The 16,355-nt window shown below is 72.3% G+C and carries 18 protein-coding genes; 7 read left to right on the top strand and 11 right to left on the bottom strand.

What is annotated here, in order from left to right; genetic code table 11:
• Positions 1–45: 45 nt before the first annotated feature.
• Positions 46–1,104: an aldo/keto reductase gene (locus tag ACQRWP_RS05635; protein WP_430501117.1), complete on the bottom strand. Its 1,059-nt coding sequence runs from the start codon at positions 1,102–1,104 to the stop codon at positions 46–48.
• An 86-nt stretch (positions 1,105–1,190) separates the two neighbouring features.
• On the opposite strand from ACQRWP_RS05635, the gene ACQRWP_RS05630 reads away from it, so the two are divergent.
• Positions 1,191–1,685, top strand: coding sequence for a hypothetical protein (locus ACQRWP_RS05630; protein WP_430501116.1), 495 nt, complete (start codon positions 1,191–1,193; stop codon positions 1,683–1,685).
• Positions 1,686–1,734: 49 nt separating this feature from the next.
• Here the strand turns inward: ACQRWP_RS05630 and ACQRWP_RS05625 are convergent, their stop codons facing one another.
• On the bottom strand, positions 1,735–2,247 hold the full coding sequence (locus ACQRWP_RS05625) for an HIT family protein (protein WP_196930193.1): 513 nt from the start codon (positions 2,245–2,247) through the stop codon (positions 1,735–1,737).
• Between the two features lie 176 nt (positions 2,248–2,423).
• Here ACQRWP_RS05625 and ACQRWP_RS05620 point away from each other — a divergent pair, with 176 nt between their 5' ends.
• On the top strand, positions 2,424–3,152 hold the full coding sequence (locus ACQRWP_RS05620) for a D-Ala-D-Ala carboxypeptidase family metallohydrolase (RefSeq protein WP_430501115.1): 729 nt from the start codon (positions 2,424–2,426) through the stop codon (positions 3,150–3,152).
• A gap of 160 nt (positions 3,153–3,312) precedes the next feature.
• On the opposite strand, the gene thrS is transcribed toward ACQRWP_RS05620, so the two are convergent.
• On the bottom strand, positions 3,313–5,322 hold the full coding sequence (gene thrS, locus ACQRWP_RS05615) for a threonine--tRNA ligase (protein ID WP_430501114.1): 2,010 nt from the start codon (positions 5,320–5,322) through the stop codon (positions 3,313–3,315).
• 188 nt (positions 5,323–5,510) lie between these two features.
• On the opposite strand from thrS, the gene ACQRWP_RS05610 reads away from it, so the two are divergent.
• A complete protein-coding gene (locus tag ACQRWP_RS05610) occupies positions 5,511–6,410 on the top strand; it encodes a DUF1775 domain-containing protein (protein WP_430501113.1) in 900 nt (299 codons plus the stop codon).
• 85 nt (positions 6,411–6,495) lie between these two features.
• Here the strand turns inward: ACQRWP_RS05610 and ACQRWP_RS05605 are convergent, their stop codons facing one another.
• Entirely contained in the window at positions 6,496–7,416 is a 921-nt protein-coding gene (locus ACQRWP_RS05605; protein WP_430501112.1) for an ADP-ribosylglycohydrolase family protein, read from the bottom strand.
• 73 nt (positions 7,417–7,489) lie between these two features.
• Here ACQRWP_RS05605 and ACQRWP_RS05600 point away from each other — a divergent pair, with 73 nt between their 5' ends.
• Positions 7,490–8,179 (top strand): response regulator transcription factor, encoded by a 690-nt coding sequence (locus tag ACQRWP_RS05600; protein WP_091401712.1) that lies wholly within the window; start codon positions 7,490–7,492, stop codon positions 8,177–8,179.
• Between the two features lie 29 nt (positions 8,180–8,208).
• The gene (locus ACQRWP_RS05595; RefSeq protein WP_430501111.1) at positions 8,209–9,612 is read left to right on the top strand and encodes a HAMP domain-containing sensor histidine kinase; all 1,404 of its coding nucleotides are present in this window, start codon (positions 8,209–8,211) and stop codon (positions 9,610–9,612) included.
• A gap of 242 nt (positions 9,613–9,854) precedes the next feature.
• Here ACQRWP_RS05595 and ACQRWP_RS05590 read toward each other — a convergent pair whose 3' ends face one another.
• The gene (locus ACQRWP_RS05590) at positions 9,855–10,877 is read right to left on the bottom strand and encodes an adenosine deaminase (protein ID WP_430501110.1); all 1,023 of its coding nucleotides are present in this window, start codon (positions 10,875–10,877) and stop codon (positions 9,855–9,857) included.
• Complete coding sequence (locus tag ACQRWP_RS05585) at positions 10,874–11,668, bottom strand: trans-aconitate 2-methyltransferase (protein WP_430501109.1); 795 nt, start codon at positions 11,666–11,668, stop codon at positions 10,874–10,876. The genes ACQRWP_RS05590 and ACQRWP_RS05585 overlap by 4 nt, the downstream gene beginning before the upstream one ends.
• Before the next feature lie 83 nt (positions 11,669–11,751).
• On the opposite strand from ACQRWP_RS05585, the gene ACQRWP_RS05580 reads away from it, so the two are divergent.
• On the top strand, positions 11,752–12,735 hold the full coding sequence (locus ACQRWP_RS05580) for an aldo/keto reductase (protein ID WP_430501108.1): 984 nt from the start codon (positions 11,752–11,754) through the stop codon (positions 12,733–12,735).
• A gap of 88 nt (positions 12,736–12,823) precedes the next feature.
• Entirely contained in the window at positions 12,824–13,015 is a 192-nt protein-coding gene (locus ACQRWP_RS05575; RefSeq protein WP_430501107.1) for a hypothetical protein, read from the top strand.
• A 121-nt stretch (positions 13,016–13,136) separates the two neighbouring features.
• On the opposite strand, the gene ACQRWP_RS05570 is transcribed toward ACQRWP_RS05575, so the two are convergent.
• From ACQRWP_RS05570 to ACQRWP_RS05550, 5 genes are all read right to left on the bottom strand, one after another.
• Positions 13,137–13,340 carry a cold-shock protein gene (locus tag ACQRWP_RS05570; RefSeq protein WP_030338233.1) on the bottom strand — a complete coding sequence of 68 codons (204 nt, stop codon included), beginning with the start codon at positions 13,338–13,340 and terminating at the stop codon, positions 13,137–13,139.
• 287 nt (positions 13,341–13,627) lie between these two features.
• Positions 13,628–13,900: a DUF4235 domain-containing protein gene (locus tag ACQRWP_RS05565; RefSeq protein ID WP_091401703.1), complete on the bottom strand. Its 273-nt coding sequence runs from the start codon at positions 13,898–13,900 to the stop codon at positions 13,628–13,630.
• Positions 13,897–14,271: a DUF3618 domain-containing protein gene (locus tag ACQRWP_RS05560; protein WP_430501106.1), complete on the bottom strand. Its 375-nt coding sequence runs from the start codon at positions 14,269–14,271 to the stop codon at positions 13,897–13,899. Before ACQRWP_RS05560 ends, ACQRWP_RS05565 begins: the two co-directional genes overlap by 4 nt.
• Entirely contained in the window at positions 14,268–14,702 is a 435-nt protein-coding gene (locus ACQRWP_RS05555) for a phage holin family protein (RefSeq protein ID WP_030338239.1), read from the bottom strand. The genes ACQRWP_RS05560 and ACQRWP_RS05555 overlap by 4 nt, the downstream gene beginning before the upstream one ends.
• A gap of 448 nt (positions 14,703–15,150) precedes the next feature.
• The gene (locus ACQRWP_RS05550; RefSeq protein WP_430501105.1) at positions 15,151–16,338 is read right to left on the bottom strand and encodes a mechanosensitive ion channel family protein; all 1,188 of its coding nucleotides are present in this window, start codon (positions 16,336–16,338) and stop codon (positions 15,151–15,153) included.
• Positions 16,339–16,355 lie beyond the last annotated feature (17 nt).

Below are 16,355 nucleotides of genomic sequence, written 5' to 3'. Positions count from 1 at the left end.
GGGCGGGGCGGGCGGGGGCGGCGCGGCGCAGGGTGTGGGAGCTGGTTACGGGTGGACTGTGGGGTGGGTGGGGCGGGGCCAGTGGGGGCGGTCGGCGTCACGCAGGGCCGCGGTGCGGACGGCGGCGAGCTGACGCTCCACCTCGACGAACTGGTCCGCCGGCAGCGGGCCCCGGTGCAGCGCTGCGGCGTTCTCCTCGACCTGGGCGACCGTACGGCAGCCCGGGATCGGGATGGTGCGACCGCTGCGCGCCCAGATCCAGCCCAACGCGCCCTGGGCGAGGGTGCGTCCGTCGGCGGTGAGCGCGGCACGGACCGCGCCGACCCGGCGCAGCCACTCCGGTGCCGGCCGGCCACCCCGGAACCACTCCAACCAGCCCGGGGCCAGCCCGCGTACGTCGTCGCGGGGCAGCGTCGACCCGGCCGTGTACTTGCCGGTGAGCAGCCCCATCCCGAGTGGACCCCGGTTGACGCTGGCCAGGTCGTACTTGTCGCAGACGGCGAGCAGCTCGGGGGCGTCGCGCAGCACCGACAGGGCATGTTGCACGGCGGTAGCGCCGGCGGCGGCGTGCCCGAACGCGGCGGCCCGGTCGGGGCGGTCGGTGCTCCACCCGTACGCGCGGATCAGGCCCTCGGCCACCAGGTCCTCGCAGGTCCCGATCAGCGCCTGCGCCCTCGGCACCGACAGGTCGGCCAGGTGCAGCTGATAGAGGTCGATCCGGTCGGTGCGCAACCGGCGCAGCGAGGCGGTCACGGCACTACGCAGGTAAGCGGGCGACGCGTCCTCGCCGGTGGCCTGCCGGCCGGCCTCGTCAAAGGTGTAACCCCACTTGGTGGCGATCACGGCGTCGTCGCGGCGACCGGCGAGCGCGCGACCGAGCACCCGCTCACCGTGCCCGGCCCCGTACGTGTCGGCGGTGTCGAAGAGGGTGATGCCCAGATCGAGCGCCCGGCGTACCGCCCGGACCGACTCGTCGTCGTCGACCGCGCCCCAGCCCAGCGGCTGGGTGCCGTCCGCCCAGGGCCCGCCGATCGCCCAGCACCCCATGCCGAGGGCGCTGACCTCGATGCCGCTGCGCCCCAACAACCGTGTCGTGACTGCCATCGGCCGATCGTGCCACCTTCGGCGGGCCCTGGCGTAGCAGATCTGCGGGCGGACACGCGGGTGCACGGAGACGGTCACGGTGCGGCATGATCAACGCCATGCGACGGCTCGGGGTGGACATCGGCGGAGTGATCATCGAGCCGGCCGACGACGACGCGGACACGTCGTTCTTCGGCGCGCACTACCTGCGAACCCCGGCCGTCGTCGGGGCGTTCAACGCGCTGGCGGCGCTCGGTCCGGCGTTCGACGAGGTGCACCTGGTGTCCAAGTGCGGGGAGGCCACCGAGCGGCGTACCCGGGAGTGGCTGGCCCACCACGACTTTCCGGCGCGCACCGGCATCCCGGTCGAGCGGGTGCACTTCTGCCGCACCCGACCGGACAAGGCGCCGATCGCCAGACGCCTCGGCCTGACCCACTTCGTGGACGACAAGCTGGAGGTGCTCGGCTATCTCGACTGGGTGCCGCGCCGCTTCCTGTTCCGGCCCCGCAGGGCCGAGGTCGCCGCACACGCCGCGCTGCTGCCCCGCGTACACCGGGTGGAGAGCTGGTCGGAGCTGACCCCGCTGCTGCGCGCCGAGTAGCCGGACCGGCGAGGAGGCCGCGCGACCGGCGCGGCGCGGCCGGCGGCGGTCAGGACGGCCAGGCGCGGGCGAGCAGGTCGCGGGTGTCGCCGAGCAGCTGCGGCAGGACCTTGGTGCGGCCGATCACCGGCATGAAGTTCGCGTCGCCACCCCAACGCGGCACCACGTGCTGGTGCAGGTGCGCGGCGATGCCGGCGCCGGCCACCCCGCCCTGGTTCATGCCCAGGTTGAAGCCGTGGGCGTTGCTGACCTTGCGGATCACCCGCATGGCGGTCTGGGTGTACGACGCCAGCTCGGTGGTCTCCGGCACGTCCAGGTCGGTGTAGTCGGCGACGTGCCGGTAGGGGCAGACCAGCAGGTGCCCCGGGTTGTACGGGTAGAGGTTGAGCACCACGAAGACGTGCTCGCCCCGGGCCACCACCAGGCTCTCCTCCGGGGGCAGCTTCGGCCCTCGGCAGAAGGGGCAGCCGGTTGGCTTCTCGTAGCCCTCGGCCGGGCGGTCCTCGCCGGAGATGTAGGTCATCCGGTGCGGGGTCCAGAGCCGCTCCAGGCCGTCCGCCATGCCGTCACTGTCCGTGTGCCGTTCCGCCCCTGTCACGAGCCGATCCTACGGAGCCCCACGGGCACGCCGCGACACCCTCCGTCGGGAAACCCGGCACTGCAAGTTCTTGACGGATCAAAGTGGAAGCATGAAACTTCCATGCATCCACGTACTTCCATGCATTGATGGAGGGCTACATGTTCCGACGGCTCGGCAGGTTCCTCGCGGCACTGGCGTTGACCGCCGCCACCACAGTGGCCGGCGTCACCCTCACTGCCGGCGCGGCCCAGGCGGACGGCTGCTACACCTGGGGACGCACCCTGTCCCAGGGGGCGTCCGGCGAGGACGTCCGGCAACTCCAGATCCGGGTCGCCGGCTACCCCGGCTACGGCGCGGTGCTCACCCTCGACGGCGCGTACGGCCCGGCCACCCGATCGGCGGTGATCCGCTTCCAGCAGGCGTACGGGCTGCCCGCGGACGGCATCGCCGGCCCACAGACGTTCAACCGGCTCTACGCCCTCCAGGACAACGACTGCACCCCGGCCAACTTCAGCTACCCCGAGCTGAACAAGTGCAACAGCGACTGGTCCGGCGGCGCGGTCTCGGCGAGCACCGCCCGGTTCAACGCGCTCGTCTCGATGTGGAAGCTCCAGGCCATGCGGCACGCCCTCGGTGACGTGGCCATCGCGATCAGCAGCAGTTTCCGCAGCTACGCCTGCAACAGCGCGGTCGGCGGAGCGTCGAACAGCCGACACCTGTACGGCGACGGGGTGGACCTCGTCGGCTCCCCGTCGTTCTGCCGGCTGGCGCAGCAGGCCCGCAACCACGGCTTCGGGCAGATCCTCGGCCCCGGCTACCCCGACCACAACGACCACACCCACGTGGCGGCGGTCGGAGGCTGGTCGGCGCCGAACTGCGGCATCTGACACCCGGCACCGCCTCCTGCACCGATCTCCCGGCGCCGGTCGCTCCCGCACCGGCCTCCCGGCGAAGACCGCGCTCGAACATGGAAGTAGTGGCCTCCAGCACCGGGGAGGCCACTACTTCCTGAACGAGCACGATCACGCGGGCCTTGCGGTGGGCCCGTTACTCGGCGGCGGCGGAGGGGCCGATGTTGGTCCGGGAGCTGACCACGTCCAGCACGTGGGTCACCGCCTCGGCGACCGGCACCCCGTTGCGCTGGGAGCCGTCGCGGTAGCGGAAGGAGACCGTGCCGGCGGCCACGTCGTCGTCACCGGCGATCACCATGAACGGGATCTTCTGCTGCTGCGCCGTCCGGATCTTCTTCTGCATCCGGTCGTCACCCGCATCCACCTGGGCCCGGATGCCCTCGGCGCGCAGCGCCGCGACGAAGCCGTGCAGGTAATCGGTGTGGTCCTCGCGGATCGGGATGCCCACCACCTGCACCGGCGCCAACCAGGCCGGGAAGGCACCGGCGTAGTGCTCGGTGAGCACCCCGAAGAACCGCTCGATCGACCCGAACAGCGCACGGTGGATCATCACAGGCCGCTGCCGGCTGCCGTCGGCGGCCTGGTACTCCAGCTCGAACCGCTCCGGCTGGTTGAAGTCGACCTGGATGGTGGACATCTGCCAGGTCCGACCGATGGCGTCGCGGGCCTGCACGGAGATCTTCGGCCCGTAGAACGCCGCGCCGCCCGGGTCGGGCACCAGGTCCAGGCCGGAGGTCGCGGCGGCGGTCCGCAGCGCCTCGGTCGCCTCGGCCCAGTCCTCCTCGGCCCCGATGAACTTGGGCGAGTCGTCCCGGGTCGACAGCTCCAGGTAGAAGTCGTCCAGACCGTAGTCGCGCAGCAGGTCCAGCACGAAGCTGAGCAGCGTGGACAGCTCGCCGGCCATCTGCTCGCGGGTGCAGTAGATGTGCGAGTCGTCCTGGGTCAGGCCACGGACCCGGGTCAGGCCGTGCACGACGCCGGACTTCTCGTACCGGTAGACCGTGCCGAACTCGAACATCCGCAGCGGCAGCTCCCGGTACGACCGCCCGCGCGACCTGAAGATCAGGTTGTGCATCGGGCAGTTCATCGCCTTGAGGTAGTAGTCCGCGCCCTCCAACTGCATGGGCGGGAACATGGTGTCCGCGTAGTACGGCAGGTGACCGGAGGTCTGGAACAGCTGCGCCTTGGTGATGTGCGGGGTGTTGACGAACTCGTACCCCGCCGCCTCGTGCCGCTGGCGCGAGTAGTGCTCCATCTCGCGGCGGATGATGCCGCCCTTGGGGTGGAAGACCGCCAGGCCGGAACCGATCTCATCGGGGAAGCTGAACAGGTCGAGGTCCGCGCCGAGCTTGCGGTGGTCGCGCCGGGCGGCCTCCTCCAACAGCTTTAGGTACGCCTTGAGCTCGTCACGGGTCGGCCACGCGGTGCCGTACACCCGCTGTAGTTGGGGGTTCTTCTCCGACCCACGCCAGTACGCGGCGGCCGAGCGCATCAGCTTGAACGCGCCGATCAGGCGGGTCGTCGGCAGGTGCGGGCCCCGGCACAGGTCCGACCAGCAGACCTTGTCCTCCTTGGCGTCGAGGTTGTCGTAGATGGTCAGCTCGCCGCCGCCCACCTCCATCACCTCGTCGGTGTCCAGGCCCTCGCCCTTGACCTCGATCAACTCCAGCTTGAACGGCTCGTCGGCCAGCTCGGAGCGCGCCTCGTCCAGGCTGCCGAAGCGACGGCGACGGAACCGCTGCCCGGACTTGATGATCTCCTGCATGCGCTTCTCGAGCTTGCTGAGGTCATCGGGCTGGAACGGCTTGTCGACGTCGAAGTCGTAGTAGAAGCCGTTCTCGATGGGCGGGCCGATGCCCAGCTTGGCCTCGGGGAAGATGTCCTGCACGGCCTGGGCGAGGACGTGCGCGGTGGAGTGGCGCAGCACGTTGAGCCCGTCGGGCGAGTCCAGGCTGACCGGCTCGACGACGGTCTCCTCGGCCGGCGTCCAGTCCAGGTCGCGCAGCTGGCCCTGCGGGTCGCGGACCACGACGATCGCCTTGGGGCCGTTCGCGGGCAGTCCGGCCGCGGCCACCGCGTCGGCCGCCGTGGTCCCGGCGGCGACGACGACGGGGTCGGCCACGGCGGGGGTACGGGGTGCGGACACGGTGACTCCTCCAAGTGGTACGAAACGGTGCCGATCCTCGGCTCCTGCCGATGCTATCGGTCGCCCCGCCCCCGACCGGGAACGGCACCTCCTTACCGCCGACGTTGAACCTTTCGCGCCTCGCAGCCGAACTAAAAGGTGTGGCCGGAAACCGGTGCCGGCCGCGTCGACACGGATGGGGGCACGAGATGGCGAGCACGTACGGCGGTGGCCGTCGGCGGCGGATCGTGGCGGCGACCGCGGTGACCGCCGCTGGGCTGCTGCTCTGGCCGGGTGCGGCGTACGCGGCGGACGTGACGACCACCCCGACCGAGGCCCGGCAGGGCGACGCGGTACGGCTGGAGTTCAGCGTTCCGGAGGAGCGGGCCGGCACGAAGACCAACCAGATCGAGGTCCGGCTACCGGCCGACGCGCCGATCGCCGAGGTCTACCCCATGTCGGTGAACGGCTGGGCGCCCCGGATCAGCTCCCGCACCCTGGACAAGCCGGTGGCCGGTATCCACTCCTCCGGGGTGACCACGGTGACGACCGCGGTGACCTGGGTCCGGGTCGGTGCGAGTGACCCCGGGCCGGCTCGGCTGGCGCTCTCCATGGGGCCGATGCCGCAGGCCGAGCGGCTCACCTTCGAGGTCGTCCAGACGTACGCCGACGGCACTGTGGTCCGGTGGGCGGACGCCACCGGCCCGCACCGGGCCCCGGCGCTCACCCTGCTGCCGGCGGCGCCCGGCGCGGCGGGCCCGGCCGCACACGGCGGGCACGCCGGCCCGGCGGCCGGGGCACCGCCCGCTGCGGACAACGGTGTGGACGCCGCACCTCCGGCCCGATCGGGCGGTGCCGACGAGGGCAGTGCCGACGGGATGCTGGCCGCCGGCCTGCTGGCCGGGCTGGGCGGCGGCGCGGCGATCGGCTGGCTGGTCAGCCGGTGGCGCCGACGCGACCCGGGCGAGGCGGCCGCGCTCGCCGAGGTGACCGGCGACCCGGACGAGGCCGCGACGCTGGCCGAGATAACCGGCCGCGGAGACGACGCCGCAACGCCAGACCCGACGCCCGCCAACCCGCAGCCGGCTGTTCCCGCAGCATCGCGGTGATCCACTCGGCTTTCAGGAAACCGCGGCATCCCCACCGCCCGGACAGCCCGATTTGCAGGAAGCCGAGTTGATCGTGGGCCGGTGGTCAGGGCAGCCAGGTAGGTAGCGGCTCGCGGGCGGCCAGCCACTGCTCGGGCACCCCGCCCGGAGTGCCGACGCCGGTGTGCGCCGCCACCACCGCTCCGGCGATGGCGGCCGTGGTGTCCACGTCCCCACCGGCCCGTACGCACGTCTCGATGGCCGCCGGATAGTCGTCGAGGTGGGTGGCGGCCACCCAGAGGGTGAACCCGACGGTGTCCTGGGCGGTCACCCGGGATCCGTTGCCGAGCGCCGCGACCACCTGGGGCAGCGGCCGGCCGAGCAGCCCGGCGGCCCGGTGTACGCCCCGGTGCACCTCGGTGCCCGGGTCGAGCGCGGCGCCGATCCCGGCGAGCAGCCGTCCCGGGGCCGGCCGGTGCCCGTCGAGGCGGGCCCGGGCGGCCAGCGCGGCGGCGACGGCGACGGCGACCGCCCCGGCGATCCCCTCCGGGTGCGCGTGCGTCACCTCGGCGGACGCCCGGGCCTGCGCCGCGGCGCGCGCCGTCGAGTCGGCGAAGTACGCGCCCAGCGGGCCGACCCGCATCGCCGCGCCGTTGCCGCAGGAGCCCTGCCCGTCGAAGGCGGAGGCGGCGGCCAGCGGCCACGGGGTGCCGGTGCGGATCAGCCCCAGGATCAGCATCGCGCCCGCGCCGTAGCCTCGGCGCTCAGTGCGTCGCTCGGCGAAGGAGAGGGCCAGCCGGTCCCGGTCGATGCCGCCCGAGTCGGCCAACTGGGCGAGGACCGAGCAGGCCATCTCGGTGTCGTCGGTCCACTCCCAGGGCGCTGGCGGCAGCGCGTCGGCGGCGAGATCCACGGGCACGGGCCCCGGCAGGAAGTACTGCGCGCCGAGCGCGTCGCCGGTGGAGAGACCGGCGAGGCTGTCCCGGGCGAGCGCCAGGCGGGCATCGGCGAACAGGGTGAACGACATCGTCGTACCAGCTTGCCCGGTCGCCAGGCACGCCGCAACGCGATCAACTTGCCAGGCCAAGTACGGTCTTGTCGTGGCCTCCGTGCTCCTGGTCGAAGACGATCACGTCGTACGCGGCGCGATGCTGCGGTCCCTCACCGACCGGGGGCATGCCGTGCACGCCGTGGGTACGGCGTTGGACGCCCTGCGTCGGGTCGCCGCGGAGACACCCGACCTGGTGGTGCTCGACCTCGGCCTACCCGACCTGGACGGCTCGGATGCGCTACGGATGCTGCGCGGCATCACCGACGTTCCGATCATCATCGCCACCGCCCGCGACGACGAGCAGTCGGTGGTGAAGCTGCTACGCGCCGGCGCCGACGACTACATGGTCAAGCCGTTCACCGGCGCGCACCTCGACGCCCGGATCACCACAGTGTTGCGCCGGGCCGGCCGGGCCAGTCGGTCCGTGCAGCCCGCGGTGCACAGCGTCGGCGGGCTGCGGGTGGACGTGGGCGAACGCAGCGCCCAGCTCGACGGGGAGCCACTGGCGCTGACCCGTAAGGAATTCGACCTGTTGGCGTATCTCGCCGCACGACCGGGGCGGGTAGTGTCCCGCCGGGAACTCTTGGAGGAGGTATGGCGGCAGCCATCGGTCGGCGAGGATCAGACCATCGACGTTCACCTGTACTGGCTCCGCAGAAAGATGGGCGAGTCCGCGGCGAAGCCGCGCTACCTGCGCACCGTGCGGGGGGTCGGATTCCGGCTGGTGGCACCGGACTGAGGACGGCGCTGGCCCTACTCACGGCCGGCATGTGCAGTCTCGTGGCGCTCGCGTTCCTGATCCCGCTCGGGCTCAGCCTGCGGGAGCAGAGCCGGAACGAGGCGATCGCCGACGCGGCGCGGCGCAGCGCGCTGGTGACCGGCGCGCTGGCGGTGAGCACCGACCCGGCGGTCGTCGAGCGCGCCGTGGTGGCCAGCGCCGAGGGCGCGCCCACCCGGCCCGTGGTGCACGGGTTGGGGTTGGACGAGTCCGCTGGTCGGGCCAGCGGCAGCGACCTGGACCGGGCCCGCTCCGAGCGCCAGTCGTTGGTCGTCGACGTCGACGGGGGTGTGGCCCGGCTCGACCCGGTCGTCCTCGGTGACCGGACGGCCGTGGTCGAGGTGTTCCTTCCGGAGTCGACGCTGGGCGAGGGCGCCGGCGGCACCTGGCTGCTGCTCTTCGCGGTCGGTGCGGCGATGGCCGGCGCGGCGGTGCTGGTGGTCGACCGGGTCGCTGCCCGCGCGGTGGACTCGACCCGGGGTCTGGTCAAGGCCGCGCTCTCCGTCGGCGACGGCGACCTCGGCGTACGCGTCGAGCCGACCGGTCCGCGCGAGTTGGCCGAGGCCGGGTACGCCTTCAACCGGATGGCGGACCGGCTGGACGCCGCCCGCACCGACGAGCGGGAGTTGGTGGCCGACCTGTCGCATCGTCTGCGTACCCCGTTGACGGTGCTGCGCCTGGACGCGGAGGCGTTGGAGTCCGACGACACCAGCGTTGGTTCGTTCAGCCCGGCGGAGTTGGACCGGCTGCGCGGGATCCGGCGGATCCGGCAGGCGATCGTCACCCTGGAGGGTGAGATCGACGTGCTGATCAAGACCACCCGTAAGACGGTGGCGCTCGAGGCCGGGCCGGCGATGTGCGACGTCAGCGAGGTGGTCCGCGACCGGATGGTGTTCTGGGCGGCGTTGGCCGGCGACCAGAACCGCCCGCACCGGGTCAACGGCGCCCAGCTGCGCATCCCGGCGCCGGTGCCGCGGGCCGAACTGGCCGCCGCACTGGACGCGGTGATCGGCAACGTCTTCCGCTACACCCCGCAGGGCACCGCGTTCGAGGTGGCGGTGTCCCGACGCGACGGTTACGTGGCGATCCGGATCGACGACGCCGGCCCCGGCATCGCCAACCCGGACCGGGCACTGCGCCGGGGCACCAGTGACCAGGGCTCGACCGGGCTCGGGCTGGACATTGCCAAGCGGGTCGCGTTGCAGGCCAACGGCTCGGTGAGCATCGACCGCGCCCGGCTGGGCGGGGCCAGCGTGGTGATGCTGCTCGCCGACCCGGAGGCGACGCCCCGGCAGGTCAGCCGCTTCGGTCTGGTCGGTCGGATGGCCCGCGACGCCCGGGACACGAAGGCCACCGGACGTCGGTGGCCCCGCCAGCGCCCCACCGACGACTGACCCCCGGCCGAACCCCGGGCTGTGCGCCGGCGCAAGTCTTCCTTAGATCGCGGTTAACGACCGCGTTGGATCGGCTCCGGGCTGACAGGATCACAGCACGAACCCACCAGTTCCACCGGCCGAGCGCACCACGCACCCCCGGCCGGTGGAGCCGCGCGCGCGGCGGGAGTCACAGGTCCCCCCACACCCACGCTCCCGCCGCGCGCCCTGCTCAACCGACCGGCCCAGGCCGACCGACCAGCTCAGCCGGCGGTGGCGAGGTACGCGTCGATCTCGGCGAGGATCCGCTGCTGACCGGCAGCGTCCAGGAAGGACGCGGTCACCGCGTTGCGGGCCAGCCCGGCCAGACCCTCGGCGCCGACGCCGAGCAGGCGGGCGGCCACCGCGTACTCGTCGTTGAGGGTGGTGCCGAACATCGGCGGGTCGTCGGAGTTGATGGTGACCAGCAGCCCGGCCTCGACCAGCCGGGGCAACGGGTGCTCGTCGAGGGTGGCCACCGCCCGGGTGCGCACGTTGGAGGTCGGGCAGATCTCCATCCCGATCTGCCGCTCGGCCAGGTACGCGAGCAGCTGCGGGTCCTGCGCGGCGGAGATGCCGTGCCCGATCCGCTCGGCGCCCAACTCGTTCAGCGCGTCCCAGACGGTCTGCGGGCCGGTGGTCTCCCCGGCGTGCGGCACCGAGCGCAGCCCGGCGGCGCGGGCCTGGTCGAAGTAGGGCCGGAACTGCGGTCGAGGTACGCCGATCTCCGGGCCACCAAGACCGAAACTGACCAGCCCATCCGGGCGCTCGTCCAGCGCGATGCGCAGCGTCTCCTCGGCTGCCGGCAGGCCGGCCTCGCCGGGGATGTCGAAGCACCAGCGCAGCTCGATGCCGAAGTCGGCCAGGGCGCGCTTGCGGGCGTCCTCGATGGCCTCGCAGAACGCCGGCGCGGCAATGCCCCGTCGGACGTGCGAGTACGGGGTGATGGTCAGCTCCGCGTACCGGACCTGTTGGCGGGCCAGCTCGCGGGCCACCTCGTGGGTGAGGATCCAGACGTCCTCCGGGTCACGGATGAGATCCACGACGCTCAGGTAGACCTCGATGAAGTGCGCGAAGTCGCGGAACTCGAAGTAGCTGGCGAGCGCGTCCGGGTCGGCCGGTACGGGCGTGCGCCCCTCGTGGCGGGCGGCCAACTCGGCGACGATCCGGGGCGAGGCGGAGCCGACGTGGTGCACGTGCAGCTCCACCTTGGGCAGGCCGGCGATGAAGGTGGAAAGGTCGGTCACTGGTTCTCCTGGGCATGGCCGCCGGTGCGGGCGACGACGAAGACGCGGCGGAACGGGAAGTACACCTGACCCTGCCGCACCGGGTACGCCGCGGTGAGCCGTACTCCCAGCTCGGCCCGGAAGGCGGACCAGCTGGCGGCGTCCAGTGCGGCCCGGACCGGGCGCAGCGCGGTGCCCTCCATCCAGGCCAGCACCGGGTGCTCGGCGACGGGTCGAGCCGGCAGCAGGTGCACGTAGGTAGTCTCCCAGGCGTCCACCGCGCAGCCGGCGGCGGTCAGCAGCGCCGCGTAGTCGGCCGGGTCATCGACCGGGTCCGCGCGCAGCAGCGGGGCGACCTCGGCCCGCCAGGTCGGCCGGTTGGCGACCTCCCGCAGGGCGCGGTGCGAGTCGGCGGCGAAGTTGCCGGGGACCTGCATGGCGAGCCAGGCGCCGGCGGGCAGCTCGGCGGCCCAGCGCCGCAGCAGCTCCTGGTGGCCGGGGACCCACTGCAACGCCGCGTTGCTGACCACCACGTCCTCGTCGCCGGCCGGGTGCCAGTCGCGCAGGTCGGCGACCGCGAAGTCGACCGGCGCGCCGAGGGCCTCGGCCCGCTCGATCATGTCGGGTGAGGAGTCGAGGCCGCGCACCCGGCTGGTCGGCCAGCGCTCGGCGAGGACGGCGGTGAGCTGGCCGGGGCCGCAGCCGAGATCGGTCACCGCCCGTGGTCGCTCGGCGGGGATCCGGGCGAGAAGGTCGTGAAACGGCCGGGATCGTTCGTCGCCGAAGCGCAGGTAGGTCGTCGGGTCCCACATGGTCGCCTCCCAAACCGTACGTCCGTACTGCTAAAGATACGGCTCGCGTGGCAGGGTGGCAACCCGATCACTAGGCTCGGGGCATGGAACAGCGCAGCTTCAACCGGCTCGGCCGGACCGTTGGCGCGGTCGGCCTGGGCGCGTGGCAACTCGGCGCCGACTGGGGCACCGTCAGCGAGGACGACGCGATGGCGGTGCTCGCCGCCGCCGTGGACGCCGGGGTCACCTTCCTCGACACCGCCGACGTGTACGGCGACGGCCGCAGCGAGCAGTTGATCGGCCGCTTCCTGCGCACCCGACCCGACGCCGGGCTGACCGTCGCCACCAAGATGGGCCGCCGCGTCGAGCAGCGGCCGGAGGCGTACACCCTGGCCAACTTCCGGCAGTGGACCGACCGTTCCCGGGCCAACCTGGGCATGGACACCCTGGACCTGGTCCAGCTGCACTGCCCGCCCACCGAGGTCTTCTCCTCCGACGAGGTCTTCGACGGCCTGGACACCCTCGTCGCCGAGAAGGCCATCGCCGGGTACGGAGTCAGCGTCGAGACCTGCGACCAGGCCCTCACCGCGATCGCCCGACCGGGGGTGGCGAGCGTCCAGATCATCCTCAACGCGGTCCGCCACAAGCCCCTCGAGCGGGTGCTGCCGGCCGCGGCGGCAGCCGGTGTCGGCATCATCGCCCGCGTGCCGCTCGCCAGCGGCCTGCTCTCCGGCCGCTACGACGAGCACACCGAGTTCCCCGCCGACGACCACCGCAACTACAACCGGCACGGCGCGGCCTTCGACGTCGGCGAGACGTTCTCCGGAGTAGACTTCGACCGAGGTCTGGCCGCCGTACGCCGGCTGGCCCCGCTGGTCGACGCGGACCGCACGATGGCGCAGTTCGCCCTGCGCTGGGTGTTGGACCAGGCGGGCGTCACAGTGGTCATCCCCGGCGCCCGCGACGCTGGCCAGGCCCGACGCAACGCCGCCGCGGCGGCCCTGTCCCCGCTCACCGACGAGCAGTTGGCAGCCGTCCGCGAGACCTACGACGAGCTGATCCGCCCGCAGGTGCACGACCGGTGGTGACCCGCGCGCCCGGGGTGCTCGCGTCGCGCCGCCCGGCCGACGATGCTGGAAGGCGGTGCGCCGCCCCGGGCGGCGGAGGGGGGACGCGATGAGGGGCTGGCTTTCGCTCACCCTCGGCCTGCTGGCCGTGGTGATCGGTGCGGTGTGGACGGTCCAGGGCCTCGGCTACGTCAGCGGCAGCGTGATGACCGACGAGAAGATCTGGGCGGTGATCGGCCCGCTCGTGACGGCGGCCGGGCTGGTGGTGCTCTGGCTCGGCCTGCGCTCGCGTCGACGCTGACCGGTCACTGCACCGGGAAGCCCGAGCAGGCGAAAGCCCCGCATCCCAACCGGGATGCGGGGCTTTACCGCGACCCTTGAGCCGGATCGTCCCACTGGCCGGCGGGGGCCGGCCGTCCTACTCAGATGGGACGGACCTGCTCAGCCTGCGGGCCCTTCTGACCCTGAGCAATCTCGAACTCCACCCGCTGGTTCTCCTCCAGCGAGCGGTAGCCGCTGGTCTGGATGGCCGAGAAGTGGACGAACACGTCAGCACCCCCACCATCGACGGTGATGAAGCCGAAGCCCTTGTCAGCGTTGAACCACTTCACGGTTCCCTGAGCCATGTGTATCTCCCTCTAAAAACTGGCGGCCGTGCACGCCGTCCGGCCGATTGGCCGTTTTTGAGCAGCGGCGCCTGAGGCGGCCCCACGAAGGAGACTTCTCTCAACCCACGCCATCTCGCAACAGCGGGGACCAGCAAATCACGGAGGTAAAAAGTCTGTCACGACCTCTCCGACGAATTTCTCCGACATGTGACCTGACGGATGCCTCGGGTGCGCTGGGCGGCGTCCGATGCCATGCGAAAGCCCCCTTCCCATCAATGCGGGAAGGGGGCTGAAGTCGCTGCCTGTCAGTCCGGCCAGCTGCCGGTCATCCGGCGGACGCCGACCGCGCCGCCCCGGTCCACGGCGGCCCGGACGACCGCGAAGATGGCGCCCTGCAACGCCGCGGCGGCCAGGACCTCGCCCCAGCCGCGATCCTCGTCGGTCGCGTTGGGTGCCTCACCGTCGCCCGCGGTGACCTTCCAGACCTGCCGGAAGATCGCCCCGGCCACTGTGCCTGCGGCGATACCCAGCAACACGCCGACCGGCCGGTACGCGACCCTGCCGATGCTCTTACTCACCTACGCCTCCCCCGCACGATCATCAGCACCACCACGGTGACCACCGCACCGGCCGCGATGGCCGCCCACGGCACCGGGTTGCGGCGCACCAACTCGCCCTTGTCGTACGCCTGTGCGCGTACCATCTCGCCCTTTTCGTACGCCTGCGCCCGCGCGATCCCGGCGCCACGCGCGGCCTGCCCGCGCACCCGAGCGACGGTCTGCGCCGCCTGCTCCCGCATCCGCTCCTTGGCCTGCTCGGCGGACTCCTTGAGACGCGCCTTGACGTCGGCCTTGGCAGCCAACGCCTCCATCGTCTCGCCCAACTCGACCCGGGTGCGACGGATCTCCTCGCGGAGGGCCTCCGTGTCGCCGGTCCCGTTACCGGTCATTGCCGCCCCCTGTCCTTCACTGCGGCGGTGACGGTGTCCATGTCTGCCCGGAGGCTACGGACCGTGGCCGCCGGCACCGGCGGGACGGCACGGCTGACCTGCTTCTTGCCCACCAGGGCGAGGATGCCGGCCACCAGGAAGCAGGCCACCGCCACGATCAGCGCTGCGGCCCAGGCGGGCAACACCAGGTCGAGCAGCAGGATCGCCGTGGCGACCAGCGCACCCAGACCGAAGAACGCGAGCGCGCCACCGCCGCCGAACAGGCCGATCCCGATACCCGCGTGCTTACCCTTCTGGGTCAACTCCGCTCGGGCCAGCGTCAGTTCGTCCCGCACGAGGCGAGAGATCTGCTCGGTGGCTCGCTGCACCAACTCGGCGGTGGAGGGCTCGCTCCCGTTCTGGGATGTGCGGGCTTTCGCCACGTCAGCCATGCTGTCCTCCTTTCCTCATCACCGCGCTGTATGCCCGAAGTCGCCGCTCGTCAATCCTAAAGCGCGCCAAGCAGCTCACCGTCCCCGTTGTCCGGACGCCGCGCCGCCAATACGCGGCCAGCCGCCGCGATCACGCCAGAGACGTCCGGCAGCACATCCCCAACCCAAGCCCGACCAAACCTCCCCCCACCGCCCCCCCCCGCTGCCCGGCCCGATGCCCGGCCCCCGCAGCGGTGATCATGAGGTTGGCGGGGACAAACCGGGCGCACTGACCGGTCAAGTCCATGATCGTCGGGGTCTGCCGCGCAAGATTGCGCTCGATCCTGGTTGTAGTGGTCTGGATGAGGATGGAGGCCACTACAACCAGGAAGTTGCACGATCTTGCGGGGCGGGGCGGGGCGGGGCGCGGGCGGGGCGAGGGCGGGGCGCGGGCGGGGGCTCCTCCCTGTTAGGGGCGGGTTTCTTCGGGGCCTACGAAGGCTTCGCTGCGGGCGTCGCCGTCGTCGCTGCCGCCGAAGACCCGGGCGTCGTCGGTCGCCTCGGTGTCGGACAGGCGGCGGGCCGGCCGCCTCGGCTGCACCCACTGCCAGGACAGGTTGCTGTTGGAGTCGCCCAGCTCGGTGCGCAGCCGGGGCATCGCGGTCGGGCGGTTGTCCCGGATCCAGGCGACCAGGTGCTCCCGGACGAGGCAGCGCAGGTCCCACAGGCTGCCCGCGTCGGCGGCGCTGACCAGCGCGCGCAACCGGACCGTCCCGCCGGTGGCGTCGGTGACCTGGAGGACGCAGACCCGCCCGTCCCACAGCTCGGTGCCCTCGACGAGGCGGCGCAGCTCCTCGCGCATGGTCTGCACCGGCACCGCCCAGTCGACGTCGAATTCGGCGGTGCCGAGCACCGCCGCCTCCGTCCGGGTCCAGTTCTGGAACGGCTTGCTGGTGAAGTACGAGGTGGGCAGGATCAACCGGCGGTCGTCCCAGATCTGCACCACGACGTAGCTGAGGGTCAGCTCCTCGATGCGACCCCACTCCCCCTCGACGACGACCACGTCGTCGAGCCGGACGGCGTCGCTGAAGGCGAGTTGGACGCCGGCGAAGACGTTGCCGAGCAGGCTCTGCGCGGCGAGCGCGGCCACCACACCGACCACACCGGCCGAGGTCAGCACACCGGCGCCGATGCCCCGCACGCTGGGGAACGTCATCAGCATCACGCCGACGGTCAGGATGACGATCACCGCGATGGTCAGTCGGCGCAGCATCACCACCTGGGTCCGGACCCGTCGGGCGTGCCGGTTGTCCGGTACGTCGACCCGGAACCGGGCCAGCGCGGTGTCCTCCACGACGATCAGCAGGCAGGCGACCAGCCAGGCCAGGGTGGCGATGACGCCGAGGATGAGCAGGTGCAGCAGCAGCCGCCGCCAGCTCTCGCCGACCGCGTACCCGGTGCTGAAGCGGACGGCGAACTGCACGGCCAGGACCGTTCCGGCGACCTGGAACGGGCGGTGCGCGTGGTCGGTCAACTCGGTCAACAGCAGTGACCGGCGGCCGAACCGCCGGGTCAACCGGTGGACGACCTCGACCAGGAACAGGGCGACCGCCGCCGCGACGAGCGCGGCGACGGCCGTTTCGAGATAGTTCTGCACGGCTTCAGTGCTCCCCT

Source organism: Micromonospora trifolii, assembly GCF_050516465.1.
Taxonomy (GTDB): domain Bacteria; phylum Actinomycetota; class Actinomycetes; order Mycobacteriales; family Micromonosporaceae; genus Micromonospora; species Micromonospora trifolii.
Note: the sequence above shows the minus strand (reverse complement) of the source record. Positions and strands in the feature narration are given on the sequence as shown.

Coding starts and splice junctions, on each gene's coding strand:
- ACQRWP_RS05620 (WP_430501115.1), top strand. CDS start 2,424: ATGTTCCGACGGCTCGGCAGGTTCCTCGCGGCACTGGCGTTGACCGCC.
- ACQRWP_RS05605 (WP_430501112.1), bottom strand. CDS start 7,416: ATGTCGTTCACCCTGTTCGCCGATGCCCGCCTGGCGCTCGCCCGGGAC.
- ACQRWP_RS05570 (WP_030338233.1), bottom strand. CDS start 13,340: ATGGCTCAGGGAACCGTGAAGTGGTTCAACGCTGACAAGGGCTTCGGC.
- ACQRWP_RS05625 (WP_196930193.1), bottom strand. CDS start 2,247: ATGGCGGACGGCCTGGAGCGGCTCTGGACCCCGCACCGGATGACCTAC.
- ACQRWP_RS05610 (WP_430501113.1), top strand. CDS start 5,511: ATGGCGAGCACGTACGGCGGTGGCCGTCGGCGGCGGATCGTGGCGGCG.
- ACQRWP_RS05585 (WP_430501109.1), bottom strand. CDS start 11,668: ATGTGGGACCCGACGACCTACCTGCGCTTCGGCGACGAACGATCCCGG.
- ACQRWP_RS05575 (WP_430501107.1), top strand. CDS start 12,824: ATGAGGGGCTGGCTTTCGCTCACCCTCGGCCTGCTGGCCGTGGTGATC.
- ACQRWP_RS05580 (WP_430501108.1), top strand. CDS start 11,752: ATGGAACAGCGCAGCTTCAACCGGCTCGGCCGGACCGTTGGCGCGGTC.
- ACQRWP_RS05595 (WP_430501111.1), top strand. CDS start 8,209: ATGTGCAGTCTCGTGGCGCTCGCGTTCCTGATCCCGCTCGGGCTCAGC.
- ACQRWP_RS05555 (WP_030338239.1), bottom strand. CDS start 14,702: ATGGCTGACGTGGCGAAAGCCCGCACATCCCAGAACGGGAGCGAGCCC.
- ACQRWP_RS05630 (WP_430501116.1), top strand. CDS start 1,191: ATGATCAACGCCATGCGACGGCTCGGGGTGGACATCGGCGGAGTGATC.
- ACQRWP_RS05560 (WP_430501106.1), bottom strand. CDS start 14,271: ATGACCGGTAACGGGACCGGCGACACGGAGGCCCTCCGCGAGGAGATC.
- ACQRWP_RS05635 (WP_430501117.1), bottom strand. CDS start 1,104: ATGGCAGTCACGACACGGTTGTTGGGGCGCAGCGGCATCGAGGTCAGC.